Raw genomic sequence first — 16,256 nt, forward strand, 5'->3', positions numbered from 1 at the left:
AATATTTAAAACATTTACATTAAAGTTATTTTTTTATCATACTTATTTTACACTGATTTTACACCCTTTTTGATATCGTTTTACTATTTTTATGTAAAATTTTACATTTTTACATTTTACATAAAAACATACAAATTTTACTTTTGACCTAAACCAACGCTTCCAACTTTTTCATTCTTGGGAACATGAGAGTTAAGAGTGAATAGTTTACTGATTTTGCATTCTGCTTCATGTAGTGCAAAACATGTAAGAGAGGTTTATATGTTTACAAATAAGCAAATGAAAATTCAAACCTTTCCAAATAATTAAATACTTTAAATAGTATAATCAGATTTATTATTATAACTAAAAAGTTGTGGGGGAATAATAATGAATACATGCAGAAATTGTGGAAAAAAAACCGATGATAATGAAAAATATTGTGAAGAATGTTTAGCAAAAGCATTTAACAAAAAAGAAAGCACCTTTCTAAAATCATTTATAAATACTTTAATTTTTCTTTTTGTTGGATATATTGTTGTATCTTGTATTTTTGGTCTTATTCCTGATAACCAAAATAATGAACTACAAACACCTGTTGAAAAGCCAGTAAGTTTTGAAAAACCAGCAGTTGTAGAAGCACCAAAACCTAGTTTGACACAAGAGCAAAAGAATATAATAATTTGTGAAGAAGTTGTTGAAGAATATTATAATAATCACAAATATATGTTAGACACATATGATTGTGATAATATGGCTCAAGATGTCTGGAATATTCTTCAATCAAAAGGAATTCCGGCACAAATTGTTGTAGGAAATCTTGAATTAAATGAAAAAGATATAAAATATAATTATGAAAAATCTAATCATGCTTGGATAATTGCTTATCCTTCCATTAATGGTGGAATTGCGTTAGAATGTACTGGCGGATTTGTTTCATATGATTCTAAATACTTTTATGGTATTTGGTTTGACGATCCACAAGAATTAAGAGATTATGATAAAATTTATACAGATTATATAAATAAATATAATGAGTATCAATCTTCAATTGATTATTACAATAAATTAGTTGAAAAATTTAATGAACAAGATGGATATACTCAACAATATATGGCATCTGGAATGATTGTAGCTAAAAATGATGTTGAATTTAAAGAAAAAGAATTTGATAAAGCAAGATATAGATTAGAAGAAGCAAATGAAAATTTAAAACCTTATAACTAATTTAATATTTTAAATAGTATTAACGCATTCGTTACTATAACATAAAAATTGTGGGGAATAGTGGTGAAATGTAAAATATTTTATTCAAACCCTTGCTATATTCTTCAAATAAGCCAAAGCACTTCAGTATTTTATCTCTAATTTCCTTGCCGTCAGAAGTGGTCGATTTCGAGAATTGGAACGAAGCAATGGGACTTTTCCCTACTGGACTTATTCTTCCTCCTCTTCTGGATCACCATATTCAGACTCTATTGTTTTGTTGCAATTATCACATTCAAGGGGCTTTCCTTCCCAATGAACGGCATAACCAACAATATTCCATTGCTTGTCGTTTTCATCTCTGCATAATTCAGGGTTATTGTTGGCACATTCTGGGCACAAAATCCGATTATCTGCTGTAACATAGAATAGCCCGTAACCACCTGGAAACACAAAATAATCATATATCCCTTTTGCTTTCATTTCTTCGAGGTATTTAGAATCTATCGGATTCATCTTCTCTTCTCCATTAAAACGAAAAACTACTATATCTGTAAGCGTTAATAAATAAAATAGTATAAGTAAAAATTATTACGATATGAAAAACACATCGGTTTAAAAAATTTTTACGTGATTTATAATTTCTATAAGGTGTATATTTCGTGATACGTAGAAAAGAGGATGGTACTTTTACCCAGGGAACTAATTGTGGAAAGAGGTTCAAAAAAGGTGACACACCTTGGAATAAAAGGCTAAAAGGCATCCATCACAGTCCCGAAACAGAATTTAAAGAAGACCAGTATGTGGGAGAGAATCATCCCAGCTGGAAAGGCGGAGTACAGATTAATAAAAATGATTGTGTCTACGTATGGGTGGGAAAAAATAAACGAGTACGTAGAGCACGAAAGGTTTACGAGGATACGTATGGGGAAATTCCTAGAGGATATGTGATTTATCATATAGACGGAAATAATCTCAACGATGATCCGAAAAACCTGGAAGCTATAAGTAGAGCTGAATTGGTTAAGAGAAACGCTTCAAAGAGATTAAAAGGAAGGTAACTAAAATAGTAATGGGAATAGAATTTAATATTCTATCCTTGATTTGAAAAAGTTTTCTGTATTTTTGTCCATAAAATAAACGTAACATCCTTTCATACCACGGGAAAGTAATACCCGATAGGTATTTTTTACAAGATCAGTGAATCTACCCCTGGATCTTTTAACTACACTATCTTCTGAATTTTCCAGATGACCTTCCCATTTTTGAGATTCAAAATTATATACAAGGTCAGTTCCAAATATAACACCGACATAATCAAATTCAAAACCTTGTATCGTGTATATACATCCAATTTGGTTTATACCGTTTGGATTGTATGCCCAGAGTGATGCTTTAGGGACACCTTTTGCAAGTTTATTCGCATCTTCTTTTGCATTCCAAGGTCTTTTGAAATCTCCGATAAGAACATCATCCTGTAAAGTTCCATCTCTATTAGGTTGAGACCAAGGCCAGCAGAATCCAGCAGTTAATCGCCCAGTAAATCCTTCATTAACTTTTTCACTTATTGTAGATTCAAGTTCTTCAGGACTGCTCATCACCCTAAAATCAAATTCTTCCTTTTGAGTCCACATGACATTAGCTGTTTTTTTAATTCCGAGAGTATTGTTAATCCAGTTTACAAATCCATCTGAACCATTACACCTGAATTGAGCTTCCAATTCGTATTCAAAAATCTGACAATTATTTTTTGTTGCATACTCCCTAATGAATTCAACTGATCCTATCTCTTCAGGTCTTACAACCTGGTCATCGTCGATAAATAGAACCAAAACTTTGGATACTTTGATCAATTCCTCAATTTGTGGTATCGTTGATTTTCTGTCACCGGGAGTGAAACGATTATTACTTGTTTTCCTTATTCTGTGTGCTTCATCAGCAATTAGAACATCTATAGAATTTTCCTCTGATTCGATATAACTGTTGAAATACTTGAATTGAGCAGAACCACGTGTTCCAACTATTTTTCTTAAAGTAAGAGTAAATGCACGAGAACCAGTAGCATAGTGAGCATTGTAGCCATCCAAAAGTAAATTTGCCATCAAGTTAATTGCAATAACAGATTTGCCAGTTCCAGGCCCCCCTTTAACGATGACTACTTTCTTTTGATCACCAAAAAAACTTTCTTTGATACAGGAAACTACTTTATCAAATACAATTAATTGTTCGTCGAGTAAAGTGTATTCAGGCCTTCCTTTTATCAGGTTTCCAACATGATCCATTAATTTCTTACTTGGTTTATACTTCCCATTTTCTATTTTCTGAAGAACTTCAACCCCATTCCCCTTTTCCAATTTATCCACTAAGTATTCCCTTAATCCACCTGTATTATCGAATGTGAATAAGGGGTAGTCGTTCATTACTTTTGAAAATTTATTGGAGAATATGGCATCATCAGGATCGTAGTTGTAGTTATGCAGATATGTACAAGAATTTAAGATTACCGCATCATCACCTGAATAGAATGCAGTTTGTGTATCTTGCAAATACATAGTGTATTGACCAACTTGAACTGAAGGATGTAGTACTTCTCTTTCATCCCCACCAACCCATGTAAGTACCTCGTTCTCACCATATGCTTCTCTGCATTTACTCCACTGCTTCAATTCGATAATAACTGCATTATCCTTGTCGTTTTTGTCTTTTCCAGAAATTAAACAATCTAATCTTTTTGAAGTAAGAGGTAATTGATATTCCAAAATAACTCCATGATCTGTAAGATTTGCTTCTAAAAACACGTCGGAAATTTCTTTTAAGGAATTTCTCCAGGAGTTTATTTCTGCAGGAGAAGGATTATATCTGTAATATTCAAAAAATGCATTTTTAAGTTTATCAGCAATTTCGTTCCGTATTGAATCTTGTATGAATTGTTCAGATGGTCCTGCAAAAAGTCTCATTTATATCCCGATTAATAAGAACAGCTAAACATATTAAATTTCCCTTATGTGAAAAATTAAAAAATCAAATTAAAAATCAAAGTTGCACTAGTGCACCCTGCAGCAAGCTGTTGAGTATTCGGCTTAAATCAATCGAAATAGTTAACAGGAACATCTTCAAAGTCAGTCCAATAAAACCAATCGGTTAAACCTAATAGATTAGACCACTTATTGATTATTTCAATATCTTGCTTGTATCCCTCATCTTTCGTATCATTAAGAAACTTAACAAGCTTAGAACCAACTTCAGGATAATTTGTCCTTTTATATGGAGATGTATATTTTTTCCCAACTAGGGATTCCATAAATAAAGCAAAAGCATAATTCATTATATTAGCTGTGTCATAAATAAAAACAGGTGTCATATTTTTAATATCCAGAGACAGAGCGTGGACATTCTCTCGAATTTGTTTTTCAATAGTTATTTTTTGGGCTTTTCTTAATTCTGGGTAATTATCAAAAATCCATTTTTCAATCCTCATATCTACTGGAAAATTAGTTAACTCTTTGATAATGCCGTTAAACCATATCTCAAAAAGTGGATTCAATTTATCAATAGGAATATTTTTTGATAGTTCATGCAATTCATTTTCAATTTTAGTTATTGCAATTTGTCTGTTTCCTACGCTTGAAGCTGGTATCTTCCTATGCTCTGTTGGCACAGACATCATCCTATAAATATGTCCACATTCGTGTGCAATTAAATGATCAATATTTCCTGGGCTTATGTTTTTATAATAAATCAAATGGGATGGCATATTTTCCCTTGCAATTTTTACCATTGCTAATGTCGGTAAATCGGGTTTATGAATAAATTCGAATGACTTGCCTGTCAGATTAGAAATAAGATTTAGAATTTCTTGCGTAGAATTGAGTAATTTTAATTCCATAATGATTAGTCCTGTAAAGATGTTTATTAAGAAAGCTATGATGTATGTTAATTATCTTTTGTTTCCAAAAACCACTGAACAAATTGGAAACCAAGTTCGTAGACCTCACTCATTTCTTTTAGTTGACCTGCCATCAAGAGATAACTTAAGTTTTTATTGTCTTTAGTAAGATACTCAAATTCATCAATCAAGACTTCGTCTACATATCCCATTCTATTTAGGTTAGAACTAATCCATTGAAGAAGCTCATAGGTGTAAACTTCCGGCTCTAGGTCTGACAAAATTGAGTCATTGATTTCATCGAAAGGTACATCTTCTATAGGTTCTCCAACATAATCTTCAAGTCTTGAAGCATAATCATCAAGACAGTAAGCCAACCACTCATAATAGTAATCATCAACTTCCATACCCAAATTGCGAAATTTTTCTTTTACATTTTCATCGATAGGTTCATTGAAAAAATACTCAGTATGGCTCTCTGTCTCCCCATTTCTTTGAATGGATCGAGCTACAAAAATATTTCTTAGCTCATTAGTAATTTCTTTTGTCAATAACATGACTTACAAATCTCCAGAATGATTTTGACAGCTGTTAATTACTTGTTGTTCTTAACACGGATTTTAGCTTTGATCTGTAAAGTAAACCTTTTCTTCAAAAATCTTATTTAGGCCTAACATTTTCATAATCACTTGCCTCTTTCTTAAGAGGAGGAGAATTTAAGAATTCTATGCCTTCTTTTCGTGGTCTCTCGTACCTGTTGAAATTTTCCAAGAGACTTGCATTTCTTGTACAGAAATAATTGAACCTAGTATCAATTGTAAATGTATAAGCCCAGTCATTTTCGGTTCTTACAGATCGCCCTATTGCCTGTACAAGATAAAGGGCTGTCTTGTAGGTATAAAATTCTGGTTCCTGTTTTGTCCTCTCTTTGATCTGCAGATCTTCCGAATATGGGTATGGGATTTTGAGGATAATCTGAAACCTGGAATTGTCAAATTTGAGATCAACTCCTTCAGACATAGAAGGAGAACATAAAACCAGAGACTCTTCAGAGGCTAGATGCTTCTGCAGCACTTCTCCACGATTTTCCGGAGTGTGACCCCGTATTCTTTTACTTTTAGCGTGCTTTGAATGTGTCATTATGAAATGCATATTAGAGTAAGTTACACAGTGAATAATCCCTTTGTGTTCAGGGAACTTATCAAGGATTTTATCAATAATTTGCACTGCTACACCCATATTGACTACATAGCTGTTAGTATTTGGATTAGATTCCTTGTGACTTAGATTGCATACATCCAAGTGGTATAGCTTGTTGGATTCTTTTTTAAAAACTGGAGGAACTTTTATGACAGCATACTCGCCCCCCTTGATCCCTAGGTCTCTGGTTAGCCAATCAAAATTAAGGATTGTGGCTGACATTATGACATTGATTTCTCCAAATCTAAAGTACTTATCCTGAGCATATTTACTGACCCTTATAGGCTTGAATTCCCCTCTTATAATTTTGGAACCAATTTTGGAATCTTCCTGCACTGGTTGAATTATCCAATTTTTAGGATTTTCGTCATAGTCAGCTAAGAAGAAAGAAATTGTCGTGTATATAGATTCAAGGGATTCAACCATGCCCATAAGAAGATCAATGATTTCTTTCTTGGATTTACCTTCGCACGCTTTTGGCATTTTGTAAGGACATAACATGCCTGTATCCTTGTCAACTAGGACCTCGATCTCATTTCCCTCTTTATCTGTGACCTTCGTGAGTTCAGGAGGTTGAGTTGCATCTACAAAGAATGATTTGATTGCACTGAGTTCTTTAATCCTAATGGGAATCTTCTCAAAAAAAACGTTTTTTAGCCACTCGATCCACTTGGGCATTAAGACATCCTGTGGATGTGATTTCTGATTGTATAATCCATGCTTCTTATCCTCTATATAAGGGAAATCGACGTCCTCGAATGCTGCTATCATTTTAGCGGGGATCACAACAGATACAAAATTCATTATGTGCTTTTCGATGTTGTGCCCTTCATCAGAAATAAGAACAGGTCTGGTCCCAAAGTCTCCAACATAGTTACCTTCCAAGAGCAGATAAGAATAGTTGTTAATAACTATATTAGTGTTGAGAGCCTTTGTTTTGTGAATCCAGTAATTGCATTTGAGAGCAGGGAGTTCCATAACCTCTGGCTTCCAGAAGAGGGGACCTCTACTTGCAGAGGTTGCTGCATACCTTGGGTCTGGGAAAGGTTTGGGGTCTTCAGCCACAATAGTTCCAGGACATTTGAAAGCATCATCTTGGTCACATAATCCCCGATTGCAGTATACTTCTTCTCCAGGCTCTACGTCCATTGAAGCTTGCTTGCAGACGAAATTTGACCTCCCTATCATTGGAATCATATCTGACTTTGGGAAGAATTCATCATTCAGATATTGCTCCTGCAGGCTCTTCTGATCCGTGCAGATATAACCTTTTTTAAAATATTTGCAAAGGGTGATGGCTATGGGAGATTTTCCAACACCTGGAGGAGCTTCGATAATTATGTATTTTTTACCATCTTTCAGAGCCTTAGCAACTTTTTTCAGTATGAACTCTTGCTCTTGTCTCATTGTCGGCATGGGAAAGCATTCTTTTAGTTTCTGGTAAGTAGATGGATTTTTTATCAGAGAAATGGTTTTGCCTCCTGAAACCTCAGAGATACTTAGGTATCAAAAATGCCAACTCTCATATCCCGATTAATATTAATCGGATTAAAAAAGAGTGCAAGGAATGTCTTATTATTTAAACCCTAATTCCTTTAGTAAATATCTCTATTTTTTTACCAATTTTGAATGTACTAATTTTTTTCATATTTTATATTTTCAGTTAAAAATGTTTTAAACTAAATGTTTTTGAATTGTTCCGTTATCCCTATTTCCACATATTCTACATTCAAAATAGTCACGTTTTACATGTTCATTACAACCGTTCCAGCTTCGCATAAATGACATTCATATCTATGTACTTTTTGATAATTAGTTCTATTATTTCTCCGTTTAATTTGCTATAGTGAAGTGCTCCACAGTTAAACATTTAATTAGAATAGTACAAGATGCAAAACTCTTCCATACAAACCATGTATTTTTGCAAGTTCAACTGTGGATATTCCGCAAAAACTATAAAATAAAATTTTAATAGTAGAGTCAATATTTTATATGGACTCTCTGCAGGGTCCGCAATCATCTCAGAGGCAGGCCGTTTCATCCTGTCTCTCCTCAAGCTAGGGCGGGTCCTCTCACCCCGCCCATCAATCTCTTTCTTATTAAAATGATTGTGCTTGTTGAGACCTGAAAACATACCCTGCTCATTCTTTAGCTTCCAGAGCTTTGCATCGTGAGCCTTTAGACCTTCTAATGTAAGGTTATTATCCTTACTGAAATTGCTATTCGCAAAAACAGTCAAAATCATTACCATATATGAAGATATCATACCAAAATACTGCACCCAATGAGTTTTTAGTCGGATTTGTAACTCCGTATTATCAAATCCTTAGAGTTTTCTAAATCCTCTTTTGTTTTTATAGTGATTTCCAAATCTCCTGTGCCTTTGTGATTTAACTGCCTAACATCTCGGGAAAAACCAGGGAGGAGTGTTACACTATCCGGATTCACTTTTAAATAAACAATTACTTTTCTTACACTGGGACGAACTTCAATGCAAGCAATGTTTTTTTTCTTTTTGAATGAGATATAAGAATTATTTTCATTAACTTTTATAGCATCGTCCAAAGAGAGTATAAATTTTGTTAAATACTGAGTAAATTCTTGAACATCGCATTTGGAAATATCATAATTAAACCAACCATGTGAATTTCCAAGCTTAATTTTTTCAATCACGCAATCTTCCATTTCTTTATACTCGGGATGAACTTGTATAAATTCTTGTATTATAATATATGAACAATCTAGTTGCTCCACCTTTTTGGTATAAAATCTCCATTTGTTAAGCTTAGAGTATAAATCATTTGACAATTGCTTAGTGCAACTTTTGTTTGATAATTTGGTAAAAGAAACAGGAGTGTTTTCTATTTCCTTCATTAAGTTTAAAAATTCATTTTTATCTTTGGAAATTTTATCAATTAGGTTTCTTTTATATATAGATACAAATAAAGCTGCAGATCTCGCTTGACAATTTACTGATTTTTGTGGATTAAATTCAATATCTGAAAAACCTTTATACTTCAGCAGTTCATAAAATAATTCGGGATTTTGAATTAATGCGTTAATATAAAGCCAATCATAAAAAAGATTTATAGGTTCTAAATTCCATTTAATTCCATTAAAATCAAAACCAATTAATTTACCTGAGTTATATAATCTTTTATCCTTTTTGATCTCCTTTCCAGATAAAGTAAAAAAATCCCTATAAGGTCCTCCTCTTTCAAAGACTTTGCTTCCTTGATAAGCAGATTCAACACTTATTTTTACTCCAGTTTCAATTTCAAAAAAAAGATTGAAAGCACTTAATTTTCTACCGATTTCTTCACTGGATTTAGTAGAGATCTCTAAAATAGGAGTTATGTTATTTTCAGCAGCAGACCTATGTAAAGACTCGATTGATTTTTGTTTTTGTGTAATAGAGTAGCCAGAATACCATTTAAAATTGAGATTCAACTTCTCAACAAAAGAACCTTTTTTTAAACCTGGAACAAAAATTGGTCTCTGAGCCATACGCAACATTCCTTTAAAATTTGTAGACATCACTAAAGTTAATAATGTATTCTAACGGAATATGCTCTTCAACTAAAACTTCTGCCTGGATAAACTTTTTATCGTCTTCGTTATGGATGGAGGAGTCATAAGAGCTTTTCGCCAAATCAAAATCAATCATGTCAAAATCACTTATTTGATCTCCGATCCTAGCGGAGTTACTGGCAGCATTTTGATTACTAAACTTTGTTGATTTCCAATAAATTACATATGGATTAATCTTCAATATTACTGGGTTAGGAATTCTACCTTTTTTAATCGCAACAAAAAGCATAGGCGGATATGGTTTAAAACTTAATCGAACATAATTTTGTAACCCTTTATTTGAATCGAGTTCCCTAGAAAGGTCGTTTCCACCTGGTCTTTTTATTTGAATGCCATGATTTAAGCAATAATACCAACTATAAAGCCCTCTATACATATTAATAGAAGGTAAATTGTCTCTATCGGTAAAATGGTAAAGGTATATTATGTCATGATCATGCATTGCCTTTTCGAAAAGTGCAAAATCTTTTTTGTATTCCATACTAAAACCCCAAGAAATAACGAAGTTAAAAACTACTAAGATAATGAAATGAGTCCAAAACATTATAATATTTTTTATTCAGATTCCTGAAAAACTGTTAAAATAAAATAAGAACTAGCAAAAAATCCTTAGGAAAAATCGACAAAAATATATTATCGTCTTAAAAACCATACACAGGTTCTGCAGATGGATATATCCGAAAAGTACATAAAAATGTGCAGAGAGGCAAAGGAAATTCAACGACTCTAGAATTTTGAAAACAAATATTATGTTTTTGACCCTGACTTTGAAGAAGTTCAAGTTCTGCTCTACTATCCCGCAAAAGATATTAGCGAGATTATTTGGTTACCAAGACAGGACCAACTACAGGCAATATGCATCCATTTCTTTATACAGAATGGTAGAATGTCCAGAAATGAAGCTTTTGTTCACTTTTTAGGATGGTATGCAAGCTGCCTGAAAGAGAGCTACAATAACGGGTGCAACATTGGGAAGAATGGAGAATACGAAGAAATAAGCTCTTGTGAGGAGTTGATATTGGAATACACCATGAAGCTTATTTATTGGAAAAGATGGGATGGGGAAAAATGGGGAAAATAGATTAGGTTGTTACTTCGGATTCTCATGCTTAAGCTTTTCAAGCAGCCCTGATACCCCTCCCTCATATCTTCTGTCTCTTTTACAATAAATTGTGAGAACAAAATCACCTACTTTTGTTACCCAATTTCAAAGGTCCAGCAGGCAAACTCTGGTCAGCCCATGATACCTCAACCCAATAAGGATTATCAGCATACCTAATGACAGGATATTTTTCCGGATCTGACTTATTGGAGGCATATCCAGGATTCGGATTTTCCTTGCTAGATCCGTTATATGAATCAGGAAGTCCCAGAGCTTTGAAAACCTTATTGCTTGCTCCAAATTGGCATCCTGTATAGGGTGCAGGACCGTTACCGCCAACAACAGCAATTACAGTCGTTCGTGTGTATGGAGAATATACACGCAATTTGGTACCTTTTCCAGATGGCATATTTTTTCCCCCATCTTTACCTATTATACCAACGTTATCTTGTGACCCTGGAATTAATCCTTTTGTACTATCTTCTTCTGGCGTATAAGATCCATTACAGCTCCAATGCCCTTTGTCTGGAGAGAGAATACTAATGTAAAAGCCATTTCCATCTGTAGGATCGGAATCTGAATAATTGCTTGTTGTATCGTCGATAAAATCATACTGATTTTCGACTATTATATATCCTTCTTTTGCAGGAAGATGATATGTTTCATAGGATGGGAGAGACGATAACGATTCTCCCCATGGGCTCTTACCATCGTTTCCATTATTTGGATCGAATGCGTAAAAAATTTCGTTCACAGTTATACAAGTGGGCCCCGATGTATTGTTACCTACAGCATTAGTTACTTTTAAGTAAACTTTATATTTTCCTGCTTTAAAATAAGTGTGATTTATTGGATTGACACTCGAACCTGTTCCAATTCCGTCTCCAAAATTCCACCATTTATATATTGAGTTTATACTGTTGTCAGTAAATATAACATCCATAGGTGCATACCCTGATGTAGGAGTTACAGAGAAGTTGGCAATAGGAAGTATTGGTTCTGAAACATTTTTATCGGAAGCTAAGTCACTCGTACTGCTCAAAACCATGGATTCGGTTACAGCAAATATCAGAACAGTTACCAGCAGAACAGCTACTAGTACTAAGCCCAGAATATGTAGATTTTTCCATGGGTTTCTTTTTATTTCTTTTATTATAAATATTAGAAGTTCGTTAATTTTAGAGGGTATTTCTTGAACTTCTTCATTCATCTCTTGAGCTATTTTGTATAGTTGTTTCACTAAGTAGAGTTTAATTATCCCAGGGATTTTCTTGGAAAAGTCATAAATCAGGTTAGCAAGCCAGCTTAAAGCTAATTCTGAGATTACCATCATATCCCCGTTAGCAAAAATATCTTCGTACTTATGATTATCTTCCTTATCAAAACCAAGTAAATTAATTCTTTCTATTTTACATGAATTATCATATACTACACGTGTCAAAAACGTAGTTTCTAAATCTTTAAATTTAGATGGGCATCCACAGATTTGGTTTGTCAATACTTAATTAAGATTACATTTAAGTACTGGTGTAAAAAAGTAAAAATCTGGAATTTTTCATTTAGAACCCATCAGAAAAGTAGTTACCTGCTATAACTTTCAAAATATGCAATATGCAGAGCCAGAACACATGTTCATATATTACTAACCTATTATGACATTTCAATATTCACTACTGGCTTTTTGGATATTTCTTAAGTTATCTTATTTCATTCCTAGATTTTTGTTTTTAAGCTTCTCAAGCAGGCTCGAAACTCTTTCCTTCGTATCCTCTGTCTCATGAACATCCCTGTCAATGGTAATATCCAGGACATCTCCTTCCTTGCTTTCTGCAGGTAATAAAAAGAGGGGAATGTTAATTTTAACCGACTCTTCATCCCTTACAAGCAACACTGCAGTATCTTCTTCAATTCTGTCAAGAGTGGTCAACATATTCTCCATCTCTCCAGTTTTGAGATAAGGTTTCCACTGTCATCGTAGAGGTATGCTGTATCTCTATCATTATTCAGTATAGGGTCATCTAATTGCCAGTAAAGCTCAGCAGCTGAATCTGCACCCTTTCCAGTAAATACAGTTACAGTTGACCCTGCATTCAGAGTGTAAGACGGAAACGTATAGGTATGTTTACTGCCTTCGTCTTTAATTTCCCAACCGTCCAAGGAAACAGGAGAAGACCCGATGTTTGATATCTGGATCCATTCCTCTTGAAGGTTCAGATCGGTCACATAAACACTTGATTCGGTAGAACTTGTCGTTTCCGATTCTTCAGTTGTTGAAACCATTGAACTGTAAGCTCCATTTCCACTGGAAGTAGTCCCAAAGTTCTCAGTCATGACAGTATAAGTTGATCCGTCTGTTGTAACGACGATTGTTCCATCCAAGTCGGTTCTATATACAGTTGAGGCTTCATGTAACCTCTTTAGGATTTCAGAATGGGGATGCCCATAACTGTTTTCTGTTCCAACTTCTATTATACTTATATCAGGGCTTACAGTTGAAACGAAGGTTGGTCCACTACCGGATGTGCTGGCATGATGTCCTACTTTTAGGATATCAGAATCAACATCATATCCAGCTTCCATGATATGCTCTTCAGTTTCAAGACCTGCATCACCCATAAGCAAGAAGGAAGTCTCACCGTAAGTTACCTTGAGAACCACAGAGTTTTCGTTCAGGTCATCAGAGTATGTGCTTGCGGGGTTTAGCACTTCGATATCAACAGCTGGATCAAAGTTAATTGTCTGTCCAGCTTTAACGACCTCAAAAGGAATGTCCTTCTGGTCAATAGATGTCAGCATATTCTCGTAGGTTTTAGAGGTATGAGGGTATCCACTGTCAACGAAATGCTCAACCTGGAAGTTGTTGAGGACGTCATCCATGCCACCGATATGATCTGAATGTGGGTGGGTTGCTACAATATAATCCAGTGTGGAGATTCCATAATCTTGAAGGTAAGATGTGACAACCTGTCCTTGATCACTTTCTCCTGCATCAATCAGCAGGGCCTTATTGCTATACTCGATCAGAATAGAGTCTCCTTGGCCAACATCGAGGAAATGTACGGTGAGGTTCTGGCCAGAAGGAGTATAGGTATTTTGAGCAGTTGTTGTGGGAGTATTTTGTTCAGAAGTAGTTTCAGAAGGGGTATCTGTTGAATCTGTGCATCCGGCTGTAATGAGTATCAGGGATAAGCAGATTATTGTGCCAATGACATGTGAAGATTTCATAAAGAAATTTATGCTTCAGGGGTATTAGAAAGTTGCATTGAGTTTGTCTTAAAACTCTTTTTGCTCGTCATAAAAATAAATTTTTAACGCTTATATAAGTAAAAAAGAATGTAGAAGCATAGGGACAAGGTGCATAAATTTTTCTGACAATTAACTTCTATACTGAGTTTTTTCAATGAATATATAAACTTAACGACTTGGTAAAATAAGACTTCTTTATATACAGCAACATATTAAAAACAAAGTTAAATATTAAAACTTTTTGAGCTGGGAAATATAAAAGGTTGTATTATGAAGAACTGGGTAAAGGCAGAGAAAGAGTTGAATTACAGAATCAAACAAGAAGTTAATAAATTAGTAAACAAAGGTTATGATCCTGGAGTTGCACTGAAAGAAGCTAGAGAGATCGTGAAGCCAGAAATTGAACTTCGAGCTTTTTTAATATACTGTGCTAATAAAGATAATACTCTGGATAACTGGTTACAAGCCAAAGAAGAATTTCATAGAAGAGCAGATTTTTATGTCGATGTAGAAAGGCGTGCTGACTGGTGGGAGAAAGAAACATGCGGTCAACTAAAGTCCCCTGCAGCTTCTATGTATGCTGAGCTTGAATTTATACATGTTAGAGCTTATTTTATTTGGAAATATGAACATGATATGAAATCCGAATGGTATGATTCAGAAGACAGTTTAGAAAACGAAATCATTGAAAGATCTAAAGATGTATTAAAGTCTCAACCTTACTTATCGTCAGAAGAAGCATTTTACTGCTCTAAGGATCAGTTCTATAATGAAGTCAGAAAAAGAGCTGATGAGAAGAGAAAGTGGGTATCTGAAAGGGCTTACTACCTTTCACGACAAAACCCTAGTAATTATGAAGAAGATAACTGGAGTCTTGCATTAAAAGAGTTTGAAGCTGAACGTTTTATAAGGTGAAAAAATGAGAGTATATAGTGCCGAAGATATAGATATTATTTCTCAGGTTCAAGCAGTAGCTCTGAGTACTGCACTACCAATAATTCTTACTATATTTAAAGATTTTTTCCAAGTATCCGATCAAGATAAAAAGAAGTTGGTAGAATCTGAAAATTTACCTTTAAAAAAGATTATTTCTCAAGTTAAAAATGATCCTTATCTAGTGACTGCCAATTATAACGTTTCTGATGAATTTATAGAGGCTACTGCTCAAAATCTTATTGAGAAGAAATTCTTGAAGAGAGTCAACAAGGATAGTGTGAGTTTAACAGAAAACGGTCGGAAGGCAGTTCAGCTCCTGTTAGTTATGGATTCAAATGATAGGTGATTGAATGAGTTGGATAATAGGTATATTAACTTTCTTTGGCCTATTAATCAATCTCATTTTTAATGTCTTCGAAAATAAAGAATTATTGAAAGACAATAAAAACTTTGGGTTTTACATGTTAGTTTATATAGTTACAGCCTTTGTTTTAACGGCTACATGTTTATACCCGGAATGGGCAGGTTCTATGCCTGTTTTTAACGGACTCGTAGGTTTATCTTTACCACAAGTAGCACTCTATCAGTTAACGAAGAATAAATTTAAAGACCATGAGAAATCGACGGCAGAGACTCTTCAGAAGACAGAAGATGATTTTAAAAATTATCAATCACTGACAGATAGAGAACTTCAACAGAAAGAAGCGGTTATAAATGATTTAAATAGGACTCAAGAAGATTTAATGAACAAATTTGCAAGTTCTCTAGTTCTTTATGATAATTTTTTTGTAGATACGTATTATAAAGCAGGAGCTGATAAGAATTGTATTGAACAAATATTTAGAGATAAAAGTTATGAATATGTTAAACAAGGATTATTGACCGAAGATGCAAAAATAGTTTATGATACTTCTATCAGTATATGTATTAATAATAAGTTTATCTTATCAGAATATATGCAATTTAATGATACACAGTTTGATGAGAGAGATTATCCTAAAACTAATTCTATGTTGGAACAATAAATTTAGCATTATGTCTTTTCACGAAATCGATGATTTTCTATAGATTCTCACATAATATTATCTTGCTCAACAGAAACCATATACA

General features: G+C 33.9%; 16 protein-coding genes. 6 read left to right on the forward strand and 10 right to left on the reverse strand.

All coding sequences use genetic code 11. The features are described from left to right. The first annotated feature begins 369 nt into the window (after nt 1–369). Entirely contained in the window at nt 370–1,206 is an 837-nt protein-coding gene (locus RSJ42_RS08320; RefSeq protein WP_410510102.1) for a hypothetical protein, read from the forward strand. A 210-nt stretch (nt 1,207–1,416) separates the two neighbouring features. Here the strand turns inward: RSJ42_RS08320 and RSJ42_RS08325 are convergent, their stop codons facing one another. Then, nucleotides 1,417–1,701, reverse strand: coding sequence for a hypothetical protein (locus RSJ42_RS08325; RefSeq protein WP_410510103.1), 285 nt, complete (start codon nt 1,699–1,701; stop codon nt 1,417–1,419). A 146-nt stretch (nt 1,702–1,847) separates the two neighbouring features. Here RSJ42_RS08325 and RSJ42_RS08330 point away from each other — a divergent pair, with 146 nt between their 5' ends. Further along, a complete protein-coding gene (locus tag RSJ42_RS08330) occupies nt 1,848–2,246 on the forward strand; it encodes an HNH endonuclease signature motif containing protein (RefSeq protein ID WP_410510104.1) in 399 nt (132 codons plus the stop codon). A gap of 24 nt (nt 2,247–2,270) precedes the next feature. Here the strand turns inward: RSJ42_RS08330 and RSJ42_RS08335 are convergent, their stop codons facing one another. From RSJ42_RS08335 to RSJ42_RS08360, 6 genes are all read right to left on the reverse strand, one after another. Beyond that, nucleotides 2,271–4,142, reverse strand: a complete 1,872-nt coding sequence (locus RSJ42_RS08335; RefSeq protein WP_410510105.1) for a DUF2075 domain-containing protein — start codon at nt 4,140–4,142, stop codon at nt 2,271–2,273. Nucleotides 4,143–4,270: 128 nt separating this feature from the next. Continuing rightward, entirely contained in the window at nt 4,271–4,963 is a 693-nt protein-coding gene (locus RSJ42_RS08340) for a hypothetical protein (protein WP_410510106.1), read from the reverse strand. Between the two features lie 155 nt (nt 4,964–5,118). After that, a complete protein-coding gene (locus tag RSJ42_RS08345; RefSeq protein WP_410510107.1) occupies nt 5,119–5,628 on the reverse strand; it encodes a hypothetical protein in 510 nt (169 codons plus the stop codon). Nucleotides 5,629–5,731: 103 nt separating this feature from the next. Then, nucleotides 5,732–7,678: a helicase C-terminal domain-containing protein gene (locus RSJ42_RS08350; protein ID WP_410510108.1), complete on the reverse strand. Its 1,947-nt coding sequence runs from the start codon at nt 7,676–7,678 to the stop codon at nt 5,732–5,734. An 885-nt stretch (nt 7,679–8,563) separates the two neighbouring features. Next, nucleotides 8,564–9,808, reverse strand: a complete 1,245-nt coding sequence (locus RSJ42_RS08355; protein WP_410510342.1) for a DUF6977 family protein — start codon at nt 9,806–9,808, stop codon at nt 8,564–8,566. Next, nucleotides 9,792–10,343, reverse strand: coding sequence for a DarT ssDNA thymidine ADP-ribosyltransferase family protein (locus RSJ42_RS08360; RefSeq protein WP_410510109.1), 552 nt, complete (start codon nt 10,341–10,343; stop codon nt 9,792–9,794). The genes RSJ42_RS08355 and RSJ42_RS08360 overlap by 17 nt, the downstream gene beginning before the upstream one ends. Nucleotides 10,344–10,748: 405 nt before the next feature. Here RSJ42_RS08360 and RSJ42_RS08365 point away from each other — a divergent pair, with 405 nt between their 5' ends. Then, on the forward strand, nt 10,749–10,943 hold the full coding sequence (locus RSJ42_RS08365) for a hypothetical protein (RefSeq protein ID WP_410510110.1): 195 nt from the start codon (nt 10,749–10,751) through the stop codon (nt 10,941–10,943). Nucleotides 10,944–11,046: 103 nt separating this feature from the next. On the opposite strand, the gene RSJ42_RS08370 is transcribed toward RSJ42_RS08365, so the two are convergent. From RSJ42_RS08370 to RSJ42_RS08380, 3 genes are all read right to left on the reverse strand, one after another. Continuing rightward, the gene (locus tag RSJ42_RS08370; RefSeq protein ID WP_410510111.1) at nt 11,047–12,462 is read right to left on the reverse strand and encodes a PKD domain-containing protein; all 1,416 of its coding nucleotides are present in this window, start codon (nt 12,460–12,462) and stop codon (nt 11,047–11,049) included. 204 nt (nt 12,463–12,666) lie between these two features. Further along, the gene (locus RSJ42_RS08375) at nt 12,667–12,903 is read right to left on the reverse strand and encodes a DUF3006 domain-containing protein (RefSeq protein WP_410510112.1); all 237 of its coding nucleotides are present in this window, start codon (nt 12,901–12,903) and stop codon (nt 12,667–12,669) included. Further along, nucleotides 12,888–14,189 carry an MBL fold metallo-hydrolase gene (locus RSJ42_RS08380; protein ID WP_410510113.1) on the reverse strand — a complete coding sequence of 434 codons (1,302 nt, stop codon included), beginning with the start codon at nt 14,187–14,189 and terminating at the stop codon, nt 12,888–12,890. Before RSJ42_RS08380 ends, RSJ42_RS08375 begins: the two co-directional genes overlap by 16 nt. A 291-nt stretch (nt 14,190–14,480) precedes the next feature. On the opposite strand from RSJ42_RS08380, the gene RSJ42_RS08385 reads away from it, so the two are divergent. The 3 genes from RSJ42_RS08385 to RSJ42_RS08395 are packed head-to-tail and all read left to right on the forward strand — an operon-like array spanning nt 14,481 to nt 16,171. Continuing rightward, entirely contained in the window at nt 14,481–15,125 is a 645-nt protein-coding gene (locus tag RSJ42_RS08385) for a hypothetical protein (protein WP_410510114.1), read from the forward strand. 4 nt (nt 15,126–15,129) lie between these two features. After that, nucleotides 15,130–15,492, forward strand: a complete 363-nt coding sequence (locus RSJ42_RS08390) for a hypothetical protein (protein ID WP_410510115.1) — start codon at nt 15,130–15,132, stop codon at nt 15,490–15,492. A 4-nt stretch (nt 15,493–15,496) separates the two neighbouring features. Further along, nucleotides 15,497–16,171 carry a hypothetical protein gene (locus RSJ42_RS08395; protein ID WP_410510116.1) on the forward strand — a complete coding sequence of 225 codons (675 nt, stop codon included), beginning with the start codon at nt 15,497–15,499 and terminating at the stop codon, nt 16,169–16,171. Nucleotides 16,172–16,256 lie beyond the last annotated feature (85 nt).

The organism is Methanosarcina hadiensis (assembly GCF_046529725.1).
GTDB classification, from domain to species: domain Archaea; phylum Halobacteriota; class Methanosarcinia; order Methanosarcinales; family Methanosarcinaceae; genus Methanosarcina; species Methanosarcina hadiensis.